A 23,235-nucleotide genomic window follows, 5' to 3' on the forward strand; every position below is an offset into this window, starting at 1 on the left:
TAGTTTTGGTAATAGATATTTTACGAGGGAAAGGGGGTAATTCATAAAGTGGGGAATAAGGATTCTATTGAGCTGAAAAACATTTCTATTGGATCACCGAAACTAATGAAATATGATGGTGGGAAGGAAATAAATACCGGAATACGCAAGGGGACAGTGGAAGAGGCTTTTTTAAGAAAAGAAGGGTTTCACGGGGATGGCGTTGCCGACTTACGTTTTCACGGTGGCCCTGATCGTGCCGTTTGCGTTTATCCATATGAACATTATTCGCAGTGGGAACAAGAATTTGGAACCCCTTTACCTGCCGCAACCTTCGGGGAGAATTTAACAGTCTTAAATATGTTGGAAGCAGATGTTCATATTGGCGATATCTTTAGGTTGGGGGAGGCGGTTATCCAAATCACACAAGGCAGAATTCCGTGTAGTACAATTACTAAGCGAACGAATCTGCCATTACTTCTAAAACGAATGGTAGAGACAGGTTTTACAGGCTACCTTTGCCGTGTTTTAGAGGAAGGAACAGTTAAACATGATTCAAAGATAACATTGATTGAGCGGCATCCTAAGCAAATGTCAATCCTGTTCGCAAACGAGACTTATTTTCATAACCCTAGAGATATTGAAGGTATTAAAAAGATACTAGACGTTTCGGAATTGGCTGGAGAGTGGAAAGAGTCATTAGAAAAGCGGCTAAATAAATTAACAAGTTTATAGCAGTAAAGATAGGCTATTAGAATTGTTTGCATAGCTAGAATTTAAACACCACGCCACAAGTGCTCGCATTTGTGGCGTGGTGTTTTTTTCGAGTTTTCGCCATGAAGCATAGGTAAAGCTAACGTAACCCAATAAAAGTGGACCACTACTTCTAAGTATCGTAAAAGTAGGCGTGTTTCAAGACCTGATCGCACCATCCACCACTGCATCAGAAGGCAAATGATGAGCACCCAGTCATAACGTGGTAGGAGGGGAAGTGGGATGAATTTGGTAAAAGCCAAAGAGGCAAAAATAACGACAGGAAACAAACATGATAGAGCCTGCTCGCGGCCAAAACGAACGAGTTGTTTTAGTGCTCTCATGATTTGTGCCTCCATTTTGAATGGTTAACTACATGAGTGATCCCATTATGCGAAATAATGGAAAAAGAAGTATCTCTTTTCCTTTCAACTTTATTAAACTGGGGTGTCTTCATCACTTCGGTATTCTAAAATATCTCCAGGCTGACAGTCCAAAGCCTTACAAATCGCCTCTAGAGTTGATAATCGAATCGCTTTTGCCTTTCCATTTTTCAATATAGAAATGTTAGCCATTGTTATCCCAACTCGATCTGAAAGTTCTGTTACGCTCATTTTCCTTTTTGCCAACATCACATCAATATTGATTATAATCGCCATTTTTTCACCTCAGACTGTTAAATCATTTTCAGATTTTATCGTAATAGCTTCTTGCAAAAGTTTTTGGAGAACAGCAGCAAAGACTGCGATTACCAATGGAGCAAATATAAAAAGCATTCCAACCAATACGACACCCGGAGCGTCATCTAACTGCGCAAAGATAAAGAAGAATGGCAGTCCAATGAGATGTAAGCCGCTGATTGTGATTGCACAATACTTTATATTTTTCAAAGCTTTTACGGATATTTCCGAAAATGCTTTGTTCCGGTCAATATAACTTAACAGTTTAAAAGCTTGATACAATGCTATGAAATACGGTATCGCCGACACATACATAACGGTTACAAAGCCATATACCACATAAGCGAACTCCGAATTACTTTCTGTTGCATCTTTCGCTAGTATTGGCAACGCAAATATACATATAGCAAGGATTGGGAGTCCGAGAAAAATAACAGCTATTTTCAAAAAGTTTGTTGAACCTCGTTTCATAAAAAGCACCTCACCTCTTTATTGTTAGTTTTATTTTAGCACGGTATTTATCGTTTTGCAATAAATATTTATTGCTAATAATTGATTACAAACATCCCAGTACTTGTATAGTTGCTATTGGATTGCTTTGAATTGAACGACTTCTATACCATTATCGAGATATCTTAACAAGTAGGGATGCGACTTCGCCGCATCTCTACTTGTTTTTTCGGTAATCGTATGGTGGTTGTTTATCCGTCGCTCTCCAAAGACAGAAGTACAAGAAGTGCTGAAGCTTTTCGGGACTAAAGAATAGCTCACTTCTCATATGGAGAGAAGCGGCCAAAGATACAATTTTGGCCGCTCAAGCTTCTACTATTAAGTCTCTATTTTTATTTTAAGGAAATATCACTTTCTTATAGAGTAAAGCAGAGAATACAATGTACAACGTGCTAGATTGCCCGAAATTGCATCTTCGGGCACTTACACTCTTGATAGAAGTACATCTATTCTTTTTTCAAAGCAACAGCATTTTTCACTTGAATATTGCAGGAACGCGACAGGTGATTAATCACAACAGGATTATCCCAAAGAGTGTGGCTAGAAGTGACGGAGTCACTTCTAGCCACACCTTCCCCTTGGTAAAAGTGTCGTGATTAATTCGCCGAAAGCGGGCTGAAAATAATCCAGTGAAAATGGCGGTTTTCAAGCCCTTCTCGTCGTCCTTTTATACAAGCAAATGGATAATCAACAGACGTGTTTAAACATAGATAAAAGCATCTCTCATTATAAGGAAATGCTCCATAACTTTAAACTAATAATTCACTATACCTTGTATTAACTGCGAAATATTAGTAAATACCAAGGATTCTCTACAAATACAAACTAATTAGATCTAAAGTGTTGACAGTTGTAGCGTATTCATGTTAAATTTAGTTTGAATTCGAGATACTTGAATTAAAGGTAATTAGAATAAATGCTATAGAAGAGTGAAACAATTGAATATGGCTCCTAAAAAGTTGAATATCGTTTCTGCAATTCATGAAACGATTTGAAAAGATTCAGCGAAGTATAAATTGAAACCATCAGAGTCATGTATTGATAGGAAAGAAATTATTAAGTACACACCTTGAATCCAAGGAAATCAAAGGAGGAAACACAATGAACCATTTAAAAGGAATTCACCACGTAACGGCCATCACAAGTAGCGCAGAAAAGAACTATGAGTTTTTCACATACGTATTGGGAATGCGTTTAGTAAAGAAAACAGTCAATCAAGATGATATTCAAACATATCATCTATTCTTCGCAGACGATAAAGGTTCTGCGGGTACTGATATGACATTTTTCGATTTCCCTGGTATTCCAAAAGGAACACATGGAACGAACGAGATTTATAAAACAGCTTTCCGTGTGCCGACAGACGCTGCACTTGATTACTGGGTGAAACGTTTTGATAAGTATAAAGTGAAAAATAGTGGTATTGAAGAAGTGTTCGGTAAGAAAACAATTTCATTTGTGGACTTTGATGAGCAACAATATATGTTGGTTTCTGACGAATTTAATGAGGGTATTGAATCAGGAACGCCTTGGCAAAATGGTCCTGTGCCATTGGAGTTTGCAATTACAGGATTAGGACCAATTCATATTCGTATCGCACAATTTGATTATTTAAAAGAGGTTTTGGAGAAAGTGATGTTAATGCGTGAAATCGCACAAGAAGGCCCAATGCATTTATTTGAAATGGGTGAAGGTGGAAATGGTGCGCAAGTAATTGTAGAGCATAATACGGTTCTCCCAGAAGGTCGCCAAGGCTATGGCACAGTTCATCACACTGCCTTCCGTGTAGAAGACACGAAAGTATTATATGAATGGATTGACCATATGCAAGCTGCTGGTTTCGGTACTTCTGGGTATGTAGATCGCTTCTTCTTCGAATCTTTATATGCACGAGTAGCACCTGGCATCCTTTTTGAGTGGGCAACAGATGGTCCTGGTTTTATGGGGGATGAGCCTTACGAAACAGTAGGTGAAATTTTATCATTACCACCATTCCTAGAAGGGAAACGGGAACAAATCGAGGCATCAGTACGACCAATCGATACGGTACGTAGCACAATTAAAATAGACAAAGAGTACTTATAAGGAGGTGGAATTGGAAAATGGGTTTTTTTAGTAAGTTATTCGGAACACAACAACCACAACAACAAGAGGAGGAAAAAACAATGACAAAATCAAACATAGGTATTATTTTAGGATCGACACGTGAAGGACGCGTAAGTCCACAGGTAGGGACATGGGTAAAAGAATTAGCAGATAAACGTGGGGATGCAAACTACACGATTATCGATATTGCAGAATACAAATTACCACTTTTGGGTGAAGCTGGCGGCGACGCATCAGGTGCAGCTGCATGGTCAGAAATCATTGCAAAACAAGACGGATTTGTATTCATCGTTCAAGAATACAATCACTCGATTACAGGAGCACTAAAAAATGCGCTAGACTACTTACGTGATGAGTGGAACAATAAAGCTGCAGGTATCGTATCATACGGTTCAGTAGGTGGAGCTCGTGCAACAGAACATTTACGTGGTATTTTAAGTGAATTATCTGTAGCGCATGTTCGTGTTCACCCAGCGTTATCGTTATTTACAGATTTCGAAAATGGTACAGACTTCAAACCGGCTGCTGTACAAGCAGATTCAGTAAACCAAATGCTCGACCAAGTTATCCCTTGGACGACTGCATTAAATACTGTACGTAACTAATTTTAATGCAAATAAATTTATACAAGTCGCAAAATGTGCATATGCACATTTTGTGATTTTAATAAATAAATTCTAAGCAAAACGATTTCAAGTGGATTGAAGGTTTTGCTTAGAATTTATACCGGAAAGGAAGATACTTAAGATGAACAAGATAGCGGGTCATCACCATATTTCCATGATTACAAAAAAGGGACAACAAAACAATCAATTTTATGTAAAGGTGCTCGGACTGCGTAGAGTGAAAAAAACAGTCAATCAAGATGATCCAAGCATGTATCATTTGTTCTATGGAGATTTAACCGGCAGTGCTGGTACAGAGTTGTCCTTCTTTGAAATCCCGATGGCTGGAAGCACAAGGAGAGGAACGAATGCCATTACGCGGATTGGGTTACTCGTTCCGTCTTATGATAGTTTACTGTATTGGAAAGATAGATTTGAATTACTAGATGTAAAACACGGGGAGTTAACCAAGTACGCAGGGCGTGACGCACTCCATTTTGAAGATGCTGAGGGTTTACGTCTAGTTCTATTAAATAATAACGACGACGAGGTTCCGACGCTGTGGCAGACATGGGACGATTCAATTGTTGTAGAGAAACATCGTATTCTTGGAATGGGCGCAGTGGAAATGACCGTGCAATCTTTAGATAGCCTTGCGAATACATTAGAAAATTTGTTTGGGTATGAACTAGCCTCGCGTAAAGCAAAAGAAGCTATCTATCAGTCAGTAAAAGGACAGTCTTTTGGTGAAATTGTCATTGTGGAGAAGGGTGGTCCACAAGAGAGACCAGGAAAAGGCAGTGTGCATCACGTAGCTATCCGAGTAAAAGATGGCGATGAGTTACGTGAGTGGAGCCAACGTATTCAAGATTTTGGTTTTGCAGTGAATAAAATAACAGATCGTTACTATTTTGAGAGTTTATATTTTAGAGAAGAAAATGGTATTTTATTTGAATTAGCGACAGACGGACCAGGTTTTACAGTGGATTCGACCATTGAATCCTTGGGGGAAAAGTTAGACTTACCGCCATTTTTGGAGAGTAAGCGAGTTGAAATTGAGGCGAAATTAGAACCCATTGAGTAAAGGCAAGGGGAACTAGTACAAGTAGTTACGATAGGAAAAGGAAAGAACAATAGAGGAGGAAATAATTGTGAAAAAACAAACAGCAGGTATTCACCATATTACAGCAATTGTTGGTCATCCACAGGAAAACATTGATTTTTATGCAGGGGTATTAGGTCTACGTTTAGTTAAACAAACAGTGAATTTCGACGATCCGGGCACATATCATTTGTATTTTGGAGATGGTGGTGGAAAACCAGGTACTATTATTACCTTTTTCCCATGGGCAGGCGCTGCTCAAGGTCAAATTGGAGATGGGCAAGTTGGTATTACGTCGTATGTTGTACCAGTAGGATCTTTGGATTTTTGGGAAAAGCGTTTGGTTAAATTTAAAATTGAATATAAACAAGTAGAGCGTTTTGGTGAGACATATTTACAATTTGATGATCCACACGGCTTACATCTTGAAATTGTTGAACGTGAAGCGGGAGCGCTAAACGATTGGACATTTGGAGAAGTAACCAAAGAAGTAGCTATAAAAGGATTTGGTGGTGCAACTCTTTACTCAAGCAGACCAGAAGAAACTGCTAAAACAGTAACGGATGTAATGGGGCTTGAATTGGTTGGAACTGAAGGTGACTATACCCGCTATAAAGCTTCTGCTGATTTAGGGAATATCATAGATTTAAAAATGGTCGCTGGTGTTCGTGGCAAGATGGGTGTTGGGACGGTTCACCATATTGCATGGCGGGCTCAGGATGATGCAGATCATCTTGAATGGCAACACCATGCGAGGAATCTTGGTCAACATGTAACAGAATTGAAGGACCGCAACTACTTCAACGCACTGTACTTCCGTGAATCAGGTGAAATATTATTTGAAATTGCAACAGATCCACCAGGATTTGCACATGATGAAACACTTGAAACAATGGGCACTCAGTTGATGTTACCTGTACAATATGAACAACGTCGTGAGCAATTAGTTAACGCGCTTATTCCAATTCAAGTGCGTTCAATCGACTAAATAAGGGGGCTATATAAATTGATTTCGATTGACCCAAAACAAAATAGTGAGCGGGATAATTATAAACTTCTCATTGGTACAATAATTCCTAGACCTATTGCTTTTGTTACTACTGTGTCTGAGGATGGTATCGTTAATGGTGCGCCATTTAGTTATTTCAATATCGTTTCATCCAACCCGCCGATGGTTTCATTAGCTATCCAAAGACCTAGTGGTGGATTGAAAGATACTGCAAGAAATATTTATAGCAGTCGTGAATTCGTCGTTCATATTGTAGATGATGAAAATGTGGCAAAAATCAATGAAACCGCAGCTACATTACCTGCAACAGAAAGTGAAATTGAATTGGCGAATCTAACGCTTGTACAAAGTGAAATTGTCTCTGTACCGGGAGTGAAGGAATCTAAAGTTCGAATGGAATGCAGACTTGTACAAGCCATTCCTTTAGGTGGAGAAGGACCTGGTAGTGATTTGTTTATTGGAGAGATTGTACGCTTTCACATTGACAAAGAGATTTATGAAGATGGTCGAATTGACCCGAGGGGCTTAAACGCTGTCAGCCGCTTAGCTGGTACCAATTACGCAAAAATTGGTGATATTTTTTCTATTGAAAGACCGAAGTAGTATTGAAAAACCTACTAAGATTACCCTCTTTTGAAAGGAGAGAATAATTATTATGCAACATATTTTTAAACAAGGAACAAATAGTGAAAAACCAGTTCTATTACTATTACACGGTACTGGTGGCAATGAAAATGCTTTATTGTCTTTAGCAGATATCGTAGATCCTGATGCTTCTGTACTCAGTGTACGTGGGAATGTATTAGAAAACGGGATGCCCCGTTTCTTTAAACGCTTAGCTGAAGGTATTTTTGATGAGGAGGATTTAATTTTCCGAACAAATGAGCTTAATGCATTTTTAGATGAAGCTGCTACAGAATATAAATTTAACCGTCAAAACATCGTGGCTATTGGGTATTCAAACGGTGCTAATATTGCGGCCAGTCTGTTATTCCATTTTAATGATTCACTAAAAGGTGCGATTTTACATCATCCTATGGTGCCAAGACGAGGCATAGCACTTCCAGATTTAACAGGTATCCAAGTATTCATTGCAGCAGGAACAAATGATCCGATTTGTCCACAACAAGAATCCGTTGATCTGAAAAAACTGTTAGAAGATGCAAGTGCGTCAGTTGGTGTGATATGGGTAGATACTGGACATCAGCTCACAATGACAGAAGTGGAAGCTGCTAAACAGTGGTATGAACAGAACTATTTTAAGTAGGTGATTAAGTGAATGATAAGTGTGAAAACCAGCCATATTTGTTGCTAATGAAAACAACAAAAGCAATTCAGGAGCGAATTAGGCGGGTAATGATTACTAATAAGCTTAACATTACGGAGTTTTCTGTTTTAGAGGTACTATTTCTACAAGGGAAACAAACCATTCAGCAGATTGGTAATAGCATACTCATTGCTAGTGGTTCTATGACTTATGTTATAGATAAATTAGAAGATAAGGGATTATTAAATCGAAATGCATGTCCTGATGACCGAAGAGTAATCCATGTGATACTAACGGAAGATGGAAACCACTTAATGCAGAAAATCATGCCAAACCATCAAGATATGGTTAATTACATGTTTGGATCTTTAACTGAAGATGAGTCCAAAACAATGGTAAATCTTTTAAATAAGGTAAGTAAAAGAGTAGAGGCATAATATTTTTGCTTGTAAATATCTAGAATCCGAGATGAATACAACAACCCCGTTCTAGATTTAGAACGGGGTTTATATATTGCTCTTTAATTGGAAAGGATTGTCAAAATAGAGAATGGGAACTCAATCTATTTCTCTTGCTTTCTGTGTATCCCTAACATTTTTTTGAACTGTTATCGCTGCAAATATACTAAGAACAAAAGCCATACCATAAAACCCTTTTTCACTTAAAACAATACTTCCTGCATTGTATAATCCGATGGCCATTAATAAAATAGATACAATTAGCGCAAACCAGCTAATTCCATAATAGATATTCGTAACTGGTATTCCTTCATCTTTATCTCTAACTGCTTTTTGTAAAGATATAGATGAATACAGTCCGAATAGTAAAACTGCAAAGTAATATCCTTTTTCATTCAGTTCCATGACTGCGTTATACAAACCTAAGAGATAAGCCGATACTCCTATTAGAAGCGCTGCTAAGGAAGCACCTTTGAAGGCTGAAGTGGGTTCTCCTAGTTTTCTTTCTACTTTCATTTTTGAATCACTTTGTGTTTCTTTGTCAAAGAACCCTTCATTATCGTTAGACATTGAATATTTCCCTCCCTTCAGATAATCATATCCAAACACATGTAAACTAGCAACAATATTTAAAATATTCGGACACCTAAAACTTGTTCGATTCCATAAAATGTTGAGCTTAATATAATAAAATCTAGCTGCACTACGGCTTTTAAAAACGTAGATTATGGGCTTACTTCAAATATGTTTCAAATAATGAAACAAAGTGCTGAGTTGTTGAATCAAATTAAAAGGTGACCTAAGATGATTTTGGAGACGGGGTGAATTGAATGAGTAAATATGAAGTTGCGACGTTAAAAAAAGGGCTTCAAATCTTAGATTTACTACAACAGGAACAATATCTAACTTTGACAGAAGTCACAAAGGCACTGGATTTAAATAAGACTACTGTTTTTCGGTTGCTGAGCACTCTGGAAAATATGAACTATATTTCAAAAAAAGGCAAGTATTATACATGGAATAATGAAAAGTTCCAAATGGATGGAAGTGAAAGATCCATTGACTGGACCACGTTACAAACACCTTACCAATTGGGAGTAAGTGCGGCAGAAGGTGTGTATATTGGGGTGCTAGAAGGAACTGAAGTAGTTATGAAACAAATGATTAAACCTCCTTTTATAGAACCGTACCAGCCCGAGATAGGGGATCGTTCCCCATCCCACATTAGTGCCCTTGGTAAAGTCATACTGGCAAATTTAATCCCAACCGACCAACAAGAAGTATTCTCTCTCCTTCCATTTAATCAAGCCACCGGTAATACATTTGTAGATCAGGAAATTTTCTCTCAACATTTGGAAGTTATAAAAAACCAGGGATTTTCCATCGATGATGAAGAAAGATTTGTAGGCGTACGTTGCATCGCTGCCCCGGTATTCCATGAGAATCATGTAATTGCAGCAGTCGCAATTGCTGGGCCAATTGACAAAATGAAAAAAACTATCCTAAGAGGATTGACGAATAAAGTGATAGCTGTAAGTGAAGAAATAACCAAGGAACTAATCATTCGGTATTAAGAATTGAGTCTCCTGCATAGGAAATCATAGTAGTGATAAGCATAAATGCAATTAAAATGCGAAATGAGGAAACCATAATGACGAAACAAACACAACTTGGAAAATCAGGAATATATATAAATCCGATTGGACTTGGAACCAATGCGGTTGGGGGACATAATCTATATCCTAACTTAGACGAAGAAGCGGGAAAAGAGCTCGTTCGAGTTGCGATTGAAAATGGTGTGAATTTTATCGACACAGCCTATCTATATGGACCGGGAAGATCAGAAGAATTAGTTGGAGAGGTAATTAAAGAAACAGGGAAAAGGGAGGATATTATTCTTGCAACGAAAGGGTCAATGAAATTCGTTGGCCAGGAAATGCAAAATGACAATACGCCATCCTTTTTGAAACAAGCAGTAGAAGATAGTTTGAAACGTATGCAAACCGACTATATCGACTTATTCTATATTCACTATCCAGATGGTGTTACACCGGGATATGAAGCTGTTGGAGCATTAAAAGAATTAAAAGATCAAGGGAAAATTAGAGCAATCGGCCTATCGAATTTTTCGTTGGATCAGTTAAAAGAAGCAAACAGAGACGGTTATGTTGATGTTTATCAAGGAGAATATAATTTAATCCAGCGTTCAGCTGAAAAAGAATTACTTCCCTATACTGCCGAGCAAAATATTTCCTTTATTCCATTTTTCCCGCTTGCTTCAGGATTGTTAGCAGGAAAATACAATAAGGACATGAAATTTAATGATTTACGTGCCAACATGCCGCATCTACAGGGCGAAGAATTTGAAAAGAACCTAGGGAAAGTGGAACAACTTCGTGAGATTGCGAATGCAAAACAGGCTGAAGTGGCACATATTGTTCTAGCTTGGTATTTAACACGCGATTCGATGGATGCTGTCATTCCTGGCGCTAAACGGGCAGATCAAGTGCTTAACAATTTAAAAACGCTAGATGTTCAATTAACAGAGAACGAGATTGCAAAGATTGACAGTATTTTTAGGTAAACATTAATTATGCATTTTTTATGAAACATCAAAGGAGAGAGTCAACAATGAAAGAGAAATACCAACCATTATTAGAACCTTTTACACTAAATAATGGAGTTCAGTTAAAAAACCGAATTGTCATGCCGCCTATGACCACTTTTTCGGCAAATCCGGATGATACTGCTTCAGACGCGGAGCTAGCCTACTATGCGGCTCGTTCGGGTGGACCAGGTATGGTGATTACGGCGTGTACATATGTGCAAGCAAGCGGAAAAGGTTTTGAGGGACAATTTGCAGCGGATCGGGATACGATGATTCCTAGTTTGAGAAGTGTTGCTTCTTCGATAAAAGATAAAGGGGCGAAGGCTGTATTGCAGCTTTATCATGGCGGGAGATTGGCCGTGCCACATCTGATTCCAGAAGGGGAAACTGTAAGTGCAAGCAGTGTTGCTCCCCTTCTTGATCGTGGTTTCTACAGTATCGAGAAAACACCTCGAAGCTTGACGGATGAGGAAGTCCTTCAATTAGTTATAGCATTTGGCGAGGCAACGAGGCGGGCTATAGAAGCTGGTTTTGATGGAGTGGAATTGCATGGTGCGAGTGGGTACATTATTCAACAATTCTTCTCCCCTCATTCGAATACACGAACAGACCGCTGGGGCGGATCCATTGAGAACCGATTGGCCTTTCCACTTGCCGTCATTGAGGAAGTGAAACGCGTAATTGCTGAGTATGCCAGAGAACCGTTTATTATTGGCTATCGTCTGTCTCCAGAGGAACCGGAAACGCCAGGAATTACGATGGCTGAGACGTTCGTGCTTCTCGACTCACTAATGGATGAGGAAATAGACTATATTCATTTGGCGTTAAACGACTTATGGTCGAAACCTCGACGCGGTGTGGAAAGTGATCGTTCACGGGTCGAACTCATCCAGGAATATGTCGGAAACCGTGTTCCTATTATAGGAGTAGGCTCCATCCACACACCAGATCAAGCAGTACAAGCACTCGAGCAAACGGGTATTCCACTTATTGCTTTAGGAAGAGAACTTATTATGGAGCCAGAATGGGTAGAAAAAGTGCAACATGGAAAAGAAAACGAAATCAATACGACGATCACTCAAAATGATCAGGTCCGTCTCCAAGTACCAGATCCACTTTGGGAACTCATGATGTCCGTAGAGGGTTGGTTCCCTGTTAAAAGTTTGTGAAAGCTAAAAAATTGTCCTCAGACATTTAAACTGGGGACAATTTTTTCTTGATGTAAAATGAGAATAATCTCATCTAACAACCTCGTTTTCCAAATCCTTTATCCTCTCTAATAGGACTCTGCTACTCACACCGATTCAAGAATGCAAAAGGTCTGTGGACCAGGTATTAACTTTAAATCATTAACCCCATCCACCTATAACCTTACAAACCTAGGGCAAGTCGACTTCTTCCATCAAATCAACTGTTGCAAATTAGTTACTTGACTACTTCTTATTTTAATTATATACTTACTTACATAAAGTAAGTAACTAACTAGTATCTTGTGTTTAAAAATGAGGAGGTAACAGCAATGAATTTTCATCATGAACCTATAACATTCGTAGGTCAAGTTAACTTAAAGGTACAAAATTTAGAACAGTCGTTAGCATTTTATCAAGAAGTAATCGGATTTAAGGTAGTAGAGCAAACTGAAAAAACTGCAAACCTGACAGCGGATGGAAAGACAGTATTATTAACAATTCAACAGTCGGATCATATAGTTCCTAAACAAGGGAAAACTACGGGATTATATCACTATGCACTTCTTCTACCTAAACGTTCTGATTTAGCTGCAATCGTGCAACATTTTAGAGGAATTGGTTTACGGTTTGGTTCTTCTGACCATCTTGTGAGTGAAGCCCTTTACTTATCTGACCCGGATGGAAATGGGATTGAAATCTATATAGATCGTGACCCTTCCGTATGGGATTGGGATAACGGTGAAGTGGCTATGACAGTTGATCCATTGAATTTTACAGATCTCTTAGCTGGAGATGAACAGCAATCATGGGGAGGTTTACCTGCCGGCACTGTTATGGGACATATCCATTTGCATGTATCCGAGTTAGAAAAGACTGAAGAATTTTATATCGAAGGACTCGGATTTGAAGTAGTAAATCGATTTGGAGCTCAGGCACTATTCATTTCGGATGGTCACTACCATCACCATATTGGTTTAAATACTTGGAATGGATTAGGAGCTCCTGCGCCATCACCTAATAGCGTCGGGCTTGAATCTTTTACGTTAATGCTTCCAAATGAGGAAAAGAAAAATAAAATGATTGCTCAATTAAAGAATATTGGTGCATCCGTCACTGAAGACAATGGTTCTACCGTTGCTACAGATCCTTCTGGAAATCGTATTCATATAAGAGTCTGAGGATTAAATGGAGGATTAATACAACTATGCGTGAAAGTGAAGGAATTAAAAATTCGGGAATTGAAATTGGTCTATACACACTTGGAGATATAGTGGCTGACCCGTTAACTGGAAAAACGATCAGTGCAGGGCAAAGGATTAAGGAAATAATGGAAGCGGCAAAACTTGCAGATGAGGCTGGACTTGATATTTTTGGTGTAGGTGAACATCATCGATTAGACTATGCCATATCTTCACCTTCAGTCGTCTTAGCTGCCATAGCCCAACGAACGAAACGAATCAAATTGACAAGTGCGACTACAGTGTTAAGTACGATTGATCCAGTTCGTTTGTTTGAGGACTTCGCTACATTGGATTTGCTATCAGATGGACGGGCAGAAATAATCGCAGGTCGTGGAGCGTTCTTGGAATCATTCCCCCTTTTCGGTTATGACCAAAATGACTATGATGCCTTGTTCGAGGAAAATATCGACTTGTTTTTAAAGCTAAACGAAAATGAGAGAATTACATGGGATGGTCACTTCCGCCCGTCATTAAGGAATGCTGAAATTGCACCCCGCCCCTTGCAGAAAGAATTGCCAATGTGGGTTGGTGTTGGAGGAACTCCAAGTAGTGCTGCCCGTGCTGGCAGGTTGGGAGTAGGGATGGCTTTAGCTATCCTAGGTGGTGATCCTGTGCGGTTTAAACCGTTGGTGGATTTATACCGTAAAGCTGGAATTGAGGCTGGGCATGACCTAGATAACCTCAAAATCGGTGTAACTGGCCATGGATATTTGTCAAAGACAACTCAACAAGCCAAAGATGAATTCTATCCTTATTATTCAAACTATAGGTCATACGTAGACCGTCAGCTAGGGATGGGCGAAGGGAAGATGTCACGGACGGAGTTTGAACAAATCACGGCTCCTGACTCCGCTTTGTTCGTAGGTAGCCCACAAGAAATAGTCGAGAAAATCCTTCGACAACACGAACTCTTTGGACACCAACGTTTCATGGCACAGTTGGACATAGGCGGTTTACCGTTTAAAAAAGTAGCCGAGAGTATTGAGCTATTAGCTACAGAGGTGGCTCCAATCGTCAGGAGAGCCACAAGTAAGTAAAGATGGAATATTCTTTCCGAAATTAAAAAAGCCGAATTCCTCGCTTATAGCAGCGAGAAATTCGGCTTTTTTTCTTGGCGTGAATAAGCTTCCGTACTTAGTATTGGATTATTATATAGAGTAAGGAAGTTTTCGAATTCGTAGGCATGGTGGTAATGGTGCTGTAGTTGTTCAGTCCAAGGCAATCCGAAAGCGCCCGTACAAAAATTAGTGGGAAAGGCGCTTGATAAGTTATTGTCAATTACTCTTTTTGGTCGGTTCATCCATTTCTCTTGGCTCAGCACGATAAACAGTAAACGCCAAGATTACTGCTACGATAGACATGGCAAAAGCGATGAAATAGACAAGCTCGACACCGGCTACCATTGCTTCACTTATTGTAGCCGGATTATTAGGTGTATCTGTTTGTTGTAAAAATTTAAGCTGCCTAGCGTTCATGATACTAATAAACACGGATACACCGATTGCACCGGCCACAGGTTGTAATGTTGACATAACTGCGGTTCCGTGTGGGTATAGTCGTTTTGGCAACTGGTTTAAGCCGTTTGTCTCTGCAGGCATCATGATGGCTGAAACAGCTAACATTAATAAAGTATAACCGACGATTACAACCCATAAAGAAGTTTCAGTCGTCAATCTGCTCATCATAAACATCGTTCCGCTTAAAACAAGTGTTGCAGGAATCATTAATACTCTAGGACCGAACTTGTCAAAAAGATGCCCCATAAATGGTGACATAATTCCATTCAAAAGACTCCCTGGTAAGAGCACGAGACCTGCTGTAGCCGCACTCAAAGCTAAAGGGCCTTGCATATAAATTGGTAAAATAATCTCTGAAGCGAACATGGCCATGATAATGATTAAAAACATCAAAACTGCATGTGTAAACATTGGGTATTTAAAAACCCTTAAATCCATGATGGGTTCTTCAAGTTTTAATTGCCTAATTACAAATAATACAATTCCAGCGACTCCAGCAATGATTGCGATTAAAACATTTGTACTCAAAAATCCATCCGCGCTTTCTCCCAATGAACTAAAACCGTAAACAATTGATCCGAAACCGATTGTAGAAAAAATGATTGATATGACATCTATCTTCGGCTTGGTTATTTCTGAAACATTAATTAAATACTTGTAAGCAAATAAAATAGAAAACAAAGAAAATGGAATGACAATAATAAACAAATAACGCCATCCTAAATATTCAACAATAACTCCAGAAAGCGTAGGTCCAATTGCGGGTGCAAACATAATGACAAGGCCGACTAAGCCCATTATCTTTCCACGCTTATGAGGGGGATAAATGAGTAAAAACACATTAAAGATGATAGGCATTAATAATCCCGTTCCAATTGCCTGGATTAATCGACCGACTAACAATATTGAAAACGTTGGTGCACTCGCACATATAATTGACCCAATGGTGAAAACAACCATTGTACTTAAAAATAGTTGTCGGGTTGTATACCATTGGAGTAACAATGCAGATACAGGGATAACAACTGCCATGACGAGCATGAAACCTGTCGCCATCCACTGTACAGTCGTTAATGAGATTGAAAACTCTTCCATTAATGTGACGAGCGCAATATTCAAAAGTGTTTCGTTTAATATCGCGAAAAAAGCTCCAATAATTAAGGAAAGCATAATAGGGATAACCTTAGCATTCGGATTATCCGCCAAATACTCGTACTTTTTTGGTTCTTGATTATCTTCCATATACAAAAATCTCCTTCCGTCTATATAATTTTTTAATCACAACTCCTAGCTTGAGTAAAAAGTAGACGAAAAGGAGCAAACTTGCATAATTAATTTTAGACATAAACACTTTCCATCACACAATAAAAATGTAGGGATGGATATGTTTAGAAACAAAAAAAGAGAGAGTAGTCCCTCTCCCTGTTTAATCTAGTTGAATTTACTTAAAAGGCAGACCTATTCGAATGCTCTACCCAAGTAGAGCCTTCATAGCTATTCAATTAGCCAAGCAAAGTGAATCGAAACCTCCCAGCTGCCGTTTTACTCCAATATTGCGTTCGGAAAATGTAAGATAATCCTAACGTATCTCAATTATGAATAGCCGTCACTAAACGATTTATCTTGATTGGTTTTCCCTCAGCATTTTTTGCAGGTATTCTTCCGATTTTCCTGTGGGAATACTAAGGCTTTCCCAATTCTCGGCTTTTAATTGTTTCCCAATAAAAACAAGTTGCCCTATATGATAAGCGTAATGGGCTAGTTGTCTTTCAATAGCATCAAGTACCGTATGACTTTCACCACGAATATATACTTTTTTCAACAAGTCTTGTTCATCTAAACCACTTAGCGTTTCAAACAGAATAGTCCAACCTTTCTCCCAAGTTATCGTCAAATCTTGCTTAGATGAAAGCGTATCTTCAAATTCTTGTTCACGATTTCTAGAAGGTTTTTCCCCATCCGAAGTTAAAAAATCAGACCACCTAGATGTCATATTGCCACTTAAATGCTTCACGATAACTACAACGCTATTTGAACCAGCATTTAAAACCCAGTGAATATTCTCTTCGGATAATTGGCTTATCGTTTTATCTCCAAGGTCTTTAACGCTTTTAAATCGTTCTTGGACAATCTTCAAATACTCATTTCCTAAATTCATCAAGTCATCCTCCTCACGCGTTCGTTCAAATTAAATTTCCGCTTGCTTAACAATGAACACTCTCTAATTCACTTTCGATTTAGAAATGAAGAATTCCTTCTTTTGGCCGATAAGTTCGTGGTGACTGTTATGATTACTTGCACAGCTAAGAATTCGACATGCATCAATTGCGGACAAGTTGCAAAACATGCCGTTTGGTTCGCTCGAGCTTATTAACTAAATAACTATTATGAAAAATGCTCTCCGAATAAATCGGCAGGAGTATTTTTTATATAATTAACTTTAAGGCCGCTCATTCAGTTTACGAATGGACTTTCATTCATACAATTGAATTTACTTATGAGTGGAAGGGGAATATGCTATTCATATAGTGGTTTTTTGGAAAGAAGGATTTAGGATGGAATACATTATGCTTTACTTCATCGGCTTTGTCGCAACAACGCTTGGTACTTTGGCAGGGGGCGGGGGACTCATCAGTTTGCCGGCCATGCTATTGATGGGATTGCCGGTACATTCTGCAATCGGTGCGAATAAAGTATCAAACACAGTAAGCTCATTTTCGAGTTTTCTAGTGATTTATAAAAATAAAGAAGTAACGATAAAAGAAGCACTTAGGGTTGTTCCAATCAGTCTAGCCGGCGGAATTACCGGTGGACTTATCGCGTCCTTCCTAAAAGAAGAATGGATGATTGTTATCGCGATTGTACTATTAACATTCGCGTTCATTACTTCGTTTCTTGGGAAATCGGACTTTAGAGGCAGTGAATCATTTCGTGTAACTAAAAAAAGTGCTTCGTCATTATACGGGATTGGTATTTACGATGGGGTGTTTGGTCCAGGCAGCGGAACATTAGCGCTGTATTTATATGCACGATTAAAGGTTTCTTACTTAAAAGCAGTCGGTCTTTCTCGGATTATGATTTTTTCAAGCTGTTTTGGAGCATCGATCAGTTATATCTCAACAGGGAAAATAATATGGCCGCTTACGATTGCATTAATGCTTGGTTCGATAAGTGGTGCGCAACTCGGCGTACGTCTAGCGCGTAAATTGAAAACTGAGCATGTTAAACCAATACTTCGCGTTGTCACCGTGCTCTTAATTATGCAAATTGCAGTGAATTATTTTGGATAAGTATAATGAAATACAAGCTCATAAAGGGTTTATAGTGGAATACAGAATTTGTCGACGGACTCTATGGGATTCCAATCGGAACATTTTTCATAATTAATGCATTTGATAAGTATCATGGAAGAATAGTTAGTTAGCGCTACACACTCTAAAGAAGGAGGATTACATATTAAAATACTCGTTGTGGGTGCAAGTGGAACGATTGGGAAAGCGGTTACTGAAGAATTGGAGAAAAACCATGAGGTGATCCGCGCGGGACGAAACGGTGCTGATGTGTCTGTTGATATTACGTCAGTGGAGAGTATTAAGAAGATGTACGAACAAATTGGTAAAGTGGACGCTGTTATTAATGCAGCAGGTCGTGCCCATTTTGACGCAGTAACGGATATGACACCCGAGTTGAATGACGTAGGGATTAATAGCAAATTGAAAGGGCAAGTCAATCTGGTTTTATTGGGATTTGATAATTTGAATGATGGTGGAAGTTTCACGTTAACGACGGGAGTTATGATGGATGATCCGATTGCATTGGGGGCTTCAGCTGCACTGGCAAACGGCGGTGTCAGAGCATTCGTTAAAGCTGCGGCAATTGAAATGCCAAGAGGAATTCGCATTAATAGCGTAAGTCCAAATGTGTTAAAAGAGTCGATGCATAGGCTTAGTGGTCTTTTCCAGGGGTTCGAAGCGGTTCCTGTAAAGCGTGTGGTTCTTGCTTTTGAAAAAAGCGTCTTTGGCCTACAAAATGGCCAGAATTACGAAGTGTACTGACATTTGGAATACAAGAAGCCTTCCAGGTAGATTTCTTGGAAGGCTTCTTGTATTTAGTGTGCATCAAACATTGGCTGGAGCTTTTGAGGTTTTACTTAGTCTCTGTGAAAGCAAAAAGGCAATTGTCGATGAAAGGAAAATGATGAATAGAGAATTGGTGGAAGCACTTTCTACTATAACTTCTTGTCCAGATGTGGATGATACGCCTGATATATTAGGTGTATATAAAAGCGTTAGAATCGCTCCCGATGAAATTTGGAACAAAAGATACAGTACTGCAAAACTACTGATAAAGATTAAATATTTTTTCATTGTTTTCACCTCTACATCTCTTTACGAACGATATTAACTAAAGTTTCAATTATTTCAGTTAGCAACTGTTCTGCTGATACCAACCGTTCGCCGCCACCTTGGACAAAAGCATCATTTCCGCCGCCTTTGCCATTGATAAGGGGAAGTATAATAGATGGAATTGGCTTCAAACTCGTCTTTACAGAAGCTCCACGGGCTGTGACGAATTGTAGTTTATTATCATTTTCGGCAACAAGAAGTACAATTATTTCATCTGATTCAGCCACAAGGAGCCGGGCAAGTTTCTGTAATTGCTGAACAGTTCTACCTGTAAAGAGTGCTTTCACAACGCCGTGTTCCTGTTGACTTAATAAAGTTTTCGCTTCAAATGCCAACAGTGCTTCTTGTGCATCCGCCAACGATTTCTCAAGCGAATGATTCGCTTCCAATAACTTCCGCACCGCCTTTGCAACGCCGTTATCGGGTGTACTTAACAATCTTGAAGCTTCCGTCAACTCATTATTTTTACGCTTCAATTGCTGTAAAACACGTCCACCGCAAACAAAATGGACGCGCACTTTGCCACGATGCTTTTCGGTCGATAAAATTTTCAGCATACTTACTTGTCCAGTTGAATGTGGATGCGTGCCACCACAGCCGTTGTAGTCATAATCGGGGATGATGACGAGCCGGATTTCATCTGTCATCGCCAATTGCTTGCGAAGGGGATATCGATGAAGTTCAGTTTCTGTCACCCATTTTATTTCAATTTGTAAGTTTTTTAAAATGATGTCATTCGCTAATTCTTCCACTGCATGTAATTGATCCAAAGATACTTCTTCAATATCTAAATCAATCGATACGATCTCTCTACCTAAATGGAAACTCACTGTCGGAAATCCGAACAGTTCATCAAAAGCAGCTGACAGAATATGCTGTCCTGCATGCTGTTGCATATGGTCAAATCGTCTTTCCCAGTCAATGACGCCCTCCACTTCGGTCATAGAACTGAGACTTTCAGCTACCGTATGGCGGATTTCATCGCTCACTTCCTCGACGTTGAGTACGGCGATGCCATTCAATGTACCTATATCATGCGGTTGACCGCCACCTGTCGGATAAAATGCTGTATTGTCTAAAACGACATAGTGATGCCCATCTGAATCTTGTGCTGCCTTCTTTATCTGAGTCGTAAATGATTTACAAAATGGATCTGTATTATACAAACGATCTTTTAGCATGCAATCGACTCCAATAGTTTTTTTCTATTTTATCACGAATAAAGAAAAAGAGTGGCAATCCAATGGGGATTGCCGCTCTTTTTTCTGATTAGTCTTATAGCTTGCCAGCAGGAGATAAAACCTTATCCCGCGGCTCGTCAGTTTCATCATTCTCATCAACAATCGGTTTTTTCGACCAGATTGTGGCGAAAATTGGACCTGTAATATTATGCCAGATGGCGCCCCAGACGCTCGGTAGTGCAGCGAGCGGACTGAAATGCGCAGTCGCCAGTGCCACGCCTAATCCAGAGTTTTGCATGCCAACTTCAATAGAGATGGCTCTCCGATCATTTTCGTTCAGGCCGAGCATTACCGCCGTCAAGTAACCAAGTAGCAGACCGAATCCGTTATGAAGGAAAACGGCAATAAAAACAAGAAGTCCCGAACTTGCGACATTATCTGCATTGGCAGCAGTTACTGCGGAAACGATGATTAAGATTGCCAGTACTGAAATGAGGGGGACGACCGAAACGCTTTTCTCGCTGTTTTCGGGAAAAACTTCTGGACGGCAAATCCTAGAATAATAGGGATAATAATCACTTGTACAATCGATAGAAACATCGAAACCGGATCAACCGGCAGCCATTGCCCTGCAAGTAAAAGTAGCAAGAGTGGCGTAACGACTGGAGCCAATAAAGTGGATAGGGAAGTCATTGCAACTGATAACGCAAGATTTCCTTTTGCTAGATAGACCATTACGTTGGAAGCTGTACCACCTGGAACACAACCCAGAAGCACTAAGCCCGCCGCCAATTCAGGAGGCAACTTGAGTAAGTGTGCTAATGCGAAAGCGACAAGGGGCATGATGATGAACTGAGCTGCAACGCCGCCAATCACAGGTAACGGCTTTGTCAGGACAATTTTGAAATCAACGGGCTTTAACGTCAATCCCATTCCGAACATAACGATTCCTAGTAAAATTGTAATATAGCCGCCTAATCCTAAAAACGGCGTGGGCGCGATGAATGCAATAACAGCAATAATAATAACCCAAAAGGCGAAGTATTTTCCTGCAATTGTACTGAGTGCTTCGAGTGTTTTCATAATAGGTATCCTCTCTAGTCCATCTTCACGATTTTATTTGGATTCAATAAATTATTCGGGTCAAGTGCTTTTTTGATTTTTTCCATGACAAGGAGTGCTGCACCGTGCTCTTGCTCCTGGTATTTCTGTTTGCCACTACCAACGCCGTGCTCTCCAGTACATGTGCCTCCGCGCTCAAGCGCATACATGACGATGCGTTCATTCAATTCTTCAGCTTTCGCAAGTTCTTTAGCGTCGTTCATGTCCATCATCAGTAGTACATGGAAGTTACCATCGCCTACATGACCGACAATTCCGCCAGTCAAACCTAGTGATTCAACCGTTTCACGCGCGTGTTCAACTGCACTTGCCAACTCTGAAATAGGAAGACAGACATCCGTAACCATCATCTTTTTCCCTGGGTAGCCGTGGATGAAAGCATAGGCTAAATTGTGACGTGCTTCCCACAGCCTGTTACGTCCAGCGTTGTCCGTTTCAAATTCAATGTCTTCACAATGATGGTCTTTAACAATTTCTTTTGTAAAATCGACATCTTGTTTCAATCCCGCTTCATTCCCATGAAACTCCAAGAATAATGTCGGTTTTTCTTTATAGTTGGTTTCACTGTAAAGATTCGTCTGTTTTATAGATGGTTCATCTACTAATTCCACCCGTGCAATCGGAATCCCAGCTTGTAAAATAGAAACGACAGCTTCCACTGCGTCATTGACGGTAGGGAAGGATGCACGCGCGGCCGTAACATGCTCCGGAATTCCGTACACACGAAGTGTCAGTTCTGTAAAGCAACCAAGCGTACCTTCAGACCCTACGAAAAGGCCATTTAGATGAAGGCCCGAAGCAGATTTTGCAGCCATGTTTCCAGTGTGGATGACCGTACCATCCGCCATTACAACCTCTAAATCACGGACTTGATCACGCATGACACCGTATTTTACGGTCGTTGTACCGCTAGCGTTTGTTGCCGCCATGCCGCCGAGTGTTGCGTCTGCTCCTGGGTCGACCGAGAAGAACAATCCATTTTCAGTTCTATATTTAACTGTGTACGTGTCACGCCGGGTTGTACTTTTACCAGAAAATCATTTTCTCGAACTTCCAATACTTTATTCATCAATGAAAAGTCAATCGTGATTCCACCTTTGGATGGGATTATATGTCCTTCTAGGCTAGAACCAAGACCGAACGGCACGATAGGAATTTGGTATTCATTCGAAATTTTCATCACGCTGCTAACGTCTTTGGTGGATTCTGGGAAAACAACAATGTCTGGAAGGCTTGGGGCGTGATAGGATTCATCCTTTCCGTGCAGTTCTCTCACGGTTTCATTGATGGTCACCTGATCGTCTTTAAGTACATTTTTTAGTATGTGGACTATATCGTCTATAGCTGTTGTCATTTCGATTTCTCTCCTTCATTTAAAAAGTGGTCATACCGGGAATTTTGGTGATTTAGAATTATTAGATTTTGGTCCAACCAATGTTTATCGTTATAACCAATAATCTGAACAATACAATACTTATTTTTAAGTCATTGATTAATCTAA

At 39.7% G+C, this 23,235-nt stretch carries 22 protein-coding genes and 3 pseudogenes; 15 read left to right on the forward strand and 10 right to left on the reverse strand.

The window, feature by feature from the left end:
* Positions 1 to 105: 105 nt before the first annotated feature.
* Positions 106 to 714, forward strand: a complete 609-nt coding sequence (locus tag AC1TO4_RS14445; protein WP_482105965.1) for an MOSC domain-containing protein — start codon at positions 106 to 108, stop codon at positions 712 to 714.
* Between the two features lie 107 nt (positions 715 to 821).
* On the opposite strand, the pseudogene AC1TO4_RS14450 reads toward AC1TO4_RS14445, so the two are convergent.
* The 3 genes and pseudogenes from AC1TO4_RS14450 to AC1TO4_RS14460 form a co-directional block, all read right to left on the reverse strand.
* Positions 822 to 1,076, reverse strand: a pseudogene (locus tag AC1TO4_RS14450) (DUF817 family protein); the annotation flags it as partial.
* Positions 1,077 to 1,169: 93 nt separating this feature from the next.
* Positions 1,170 to 1,391 (reverse strand): helix-turn-helix domain-containing protein, encoded by a 222-nt coding sequence (locus AC1TO4_RS14455; protein WP_482105911.1) that lies wholly within the window; start codon positions 1,389 to 1,391, stop codon positions 1,170 to 1,172.
* 9 nt (positions 1,392 to 1,400) lie between these two features.
* The gene (locus AC1TO4_RS14460; RefSeq protein ID WP_482105912.1) at positions 1,401 to 1,883 is read right to left on the reverse strand and encodes a DUF2975 domain-containing protein; all 483 of its coding nucleotides are present in this window, start codon (positions 1,881 to 1,883) and stop codon (positions 1,401 to 1,403) included.
* 1,140 nt (positions 1,884 to 3,023) lie between these two features.
* Here AC1TO4_RS14460 and AC1TO4_RS14465 point away from each other — a divergent pair.
* The 7 genes from AC1TO4_RS14465 to AC1TO4_RS14495 all read left to right on the forward strand — a co-directional run bounded on the left by AC1TO4_RS14465 (position 3,024) and on the right by AC1TO4_RS14495 (position 8,448).
* Positions 3,024 to 4,007, forward strand: coding sequence for a ring-cleaving dioxygenase (locus AC1TO4_RS14465; RefSeq protein WP_482105913.1), 984 nt, complete (start codon positions 3,024 to 3,026; stop codon positions 4,005 to 4,007).
* Positions 4,008 to 4,024: 17 nt separating this feature from the next.
* On the forward strand, positions 4,025 to 4,633 hold the full coding sequence (locus AC1TO4_RS14470; protein WP_482101374.1) for an NADPH-dependent FMN reductase: 609 nt from the start codon (positions 4,025 to 4,027) through the stop codon (positions 4,631 to 4,633).
* A gap of 142 nt (positions 4,634 to 4,775) precedes the next feature.
* Positions 4,776 to 5,717 (forward strand): ring-cleaving dioxygenase, encoded by a 942-nt coding sequence (locus AC1TO4_RS14475; protein ID WP_482105914.1) that lies wholly within the window; start codon positions 4,776 to 4,778, stop codon positions 5,715 to 5,717.
* A gap of 67 nt (positions 5,718 to 5,784) precedes the next feature.
* A complete protein-coding gene (locus tag AC1TO4_RS14480) occupies positions 5,785 to 6,723 on the forward strand; it encodes a ring-cleaving dioxygenase (protein WP_482105915.1) in 939 nt (312 codons plus the stop codon).
* A gap of 18 nt (positions 6,724 to 6,741) precedes the next feature.
* On the forward strand, positions 6,742 to 7,347 hold the full coding sequence (locus AC1TO4_RS14485) for a flavin reductase family protein (protein WP_482105916.1): 606 nt from the start codon (positions 6,742 to 6,744) through the stop codon (positions 7,345 to 7,347).
* A gap of 49 nt (positions 7,348 to 7,396) precedes the next feature.
* A complete protein-coding gene (locus AC1TO4_RS14490; protein WP_482105966.1) occupies positions 7,397 to 8,011 on the forward strand; it encodes an alpha/beta hydrolase in 615 nt (204 codons plus the stop codon).
* An 8-nt stretch (positions 8,012 to 8,019) separates the two neighbouring features.
* Positions 8,020 to 8,448, forward strand: coding sequence for a MarR family winged helix-turn-helix transcriptional regulator (locus tag AC1TO4_RS14495; RefSeq protein WP_482105917.1), 429 nt, complete (start codon positions 8,020 to 8,022; stop codon positions 8,446 to 8,448).
* Positions 8,449 to 8,568: 120 nt separating this feature from the next.
* Here AC1TO4_RS14495 and yiaA read toward each other — a convergent pair whose 3' ends face one another.
* Positions 8,569 to 9,039, reverse strand: coding sequence for an inner membrane protein YiaA (yiaA, locus tag AC1TO4_RS14500; protein ID WP_482105918.1), 471 nt, complete (start codon positions 9,037 to 9,039; stop codon positions 8,569 to 8,571).
* 260 nt (positions 9,040 to 9,299) lie between these two features.
* Here yiaA and AC1TO4_RS14505 point away from each other — a divergent pair, with 260 nt between their 5' ends.
* The 5 genes from AC1TO4_RS14505 to AC1TO4_RS14525 all read left to right on the forward strand — a co-directional run bounded on the left by AC1TO4_RS14505 (position 9,300) and on the right by AC1TO4_RS14525 (position 14,545).
* The gene (locus AC1TO4_RS14505; RefSeq protein WP_482105919.1) at positions 9,300 to 10,043 is read left to right on the forward strand and encodes an IclR family transcriptional regulator; all 744 of its coding nucleotides are present in this window, start codon (positions 9,300 to 9,302) and stop codon (positions 10,041 to 10,043) included.
* 77 nt (positions 10,044 to 10,120) lie between these two features.
* Positions 10,121 to 11,053, forward strand: a complete 933-nt coding sequence (locus AC1TO4_RS14510) for an aldo/keto reductase (RefSeq protein WP_482105920.1) — start codon at positions 10,121 to 10,123, stop codon at positions 11,051 to 11,053.
* Between the two features lie 47 nt (positions 11,054 to 11,100).
* Complete coding sequence (locus AC1TO4_RS14515) at positions 11,101 to 12,246, forward strand: NADH-dependent flavin oxidoreductase (RefSeq protein ID WP_482105921.1); 1,146 nt, start codon at positions 11,101 to 11,103, stop codon at positions 12,244 to 12,246.
* Positions 12,247 to 12,596: 350 nt separating this feature from the next.
* Entirely contained in the window at positions 12,597 to 13,445 is an 849-nt protein-coding gene (locus AC1TO4_RS14520; RefSeq protein ID WP_482105922.1) for a VOC family protein, read from the forward strand.
* 26 nt (positions 13,446 to 13,471) lie between these two features.
* Positions 13,472 to 14,545, forward strand: coding sequence for an LLM class flavin-dependent oxidoreductase (locus tag AC1TO4_RS14525; protein ID WP_482105923.1), 1,074 nt, complete (start codon positions 13,472 to 13,474; stop codon positions 14,543 to 14,545).
* 237 nt (positions 14,546 to 14,782) lie between these two features.
* On the opposite strand, the gene AC1TO4_RS14530 is transcribed toward AC1TO4_RS14525, so the two are convergent.
* Both AC1TO4_RS14530 and AC1TO4_RS14535 read right to left on the reverse strand, forming a co-directional pair.
* The gene (locus AC1TO4_RS14530; RefSeq protein WP_482105924.1) at positions 14,783 to 16,267 is read right to left on the reverse strand and encodes an MDR family MFS transporter; all 1,485 of its coding nucleotides are present in this window, start codon (positions 16,265 to 16,267) and stop codon (positions 14,783 to 14,785) included.
* A 376-nt stretch (positions 16,268 to 16,643) separates the two neighbouring features.
* Positions 16,644 to 17,183, reverse strand: a complete 540-nt coding sequence (locus AC1TO4_RS14535) for a DUF1572 family protein (RefSeq protein ID WP_482105925.1) — start codon at positions 17,181 to 17,183, stop codon at positions 16,644 to 16,646.
* 397 nt (positions 17,184 to 17,580) lie between these two features.
* Here AC1TO4_RS14535 and AC1TO4_RS14540 point away from each other — a divergent pair, with 397 nt between their 5' ends.
* Entirely contained in the window at positions 17,581 to 18,315 is a 735-nt protein-coding gene (locus AC1TO4_RS14540) for a sulfite exporter TauE/SafE family protein (RefSeq protein ID WP_482105926.1), read from the forward strand.
* Between the two features lie 165 nt (positions 18,316 to 18,480).
* The gene (locus AC1TO4_RS14545) at positions 18,481 to 19,080 is read left to right on the forward strand and encodes a short chain dehydrogenase (RefSeq protein ID WP_482105967.1); all 600 of its coding nucleotides are present in this window, start codon (positions 18,481 to 18,483) and stop codon (positions 19,078 to 19,080) included.
* Between the two features lie 63 nt (positions 19,081 to 19,143).
* Here AC1TO4_RS14545 and AC1TO4_RS14550 read toward each other — a convergent pair whose 3' ends face one another.
* From AC1TO4_RS14550 to AC1TO4_RS14565, 4 genes and pseudogenes are all read right to left on the reverse strand, one after another.
* On the reverse strand, positions 19,144 to 19,392 hold the full coding sequence (locus tag AC1TO4_RS14550; protein WP_482105927.1) for a hypothetical protein: 249 nt from the start codon (positions 19,390 to 19,392) through the stop codon (positions 19,144 to 19,146).
* 11 nt (positions 19,393 to 19,403) lie between these two features.
* The gene (locus AC1TO4_RS14555) at positions 19,404 to 20,612 is read right to left on the reverse strand and encodes an alanyl-tRNA editing protein (protein WP_482105928.1); all 1,209 of its coding nucleotides are present in this window, start codon (positions 20,610 to 20,612) and stop codon (positions 19,404 to 19,406) included.
* Positions 20,613 to 20,706: 94 nt separating this feature from the next.
* Positions 20,707 to 21,695 (reverse strand): annotated as a pseudogene (locus tag AC1TO4_RS14560) (bile acid:sodium symporter family protein).
* 14 nt (positions 21,696 to 21,709) lie between these two features.
* A pseudogene (locus AC1TO4_RS14565) lies at positions 21,710 to 23,088 on the reverse strand (FAD-binding oxidoreductase).
* Positions 23,089 to 23,235: the final 147 nt, after the last annotated feature.

It is taken from the genome of Sporosarcina sp. Y838 (assembly GCF_056786515.1).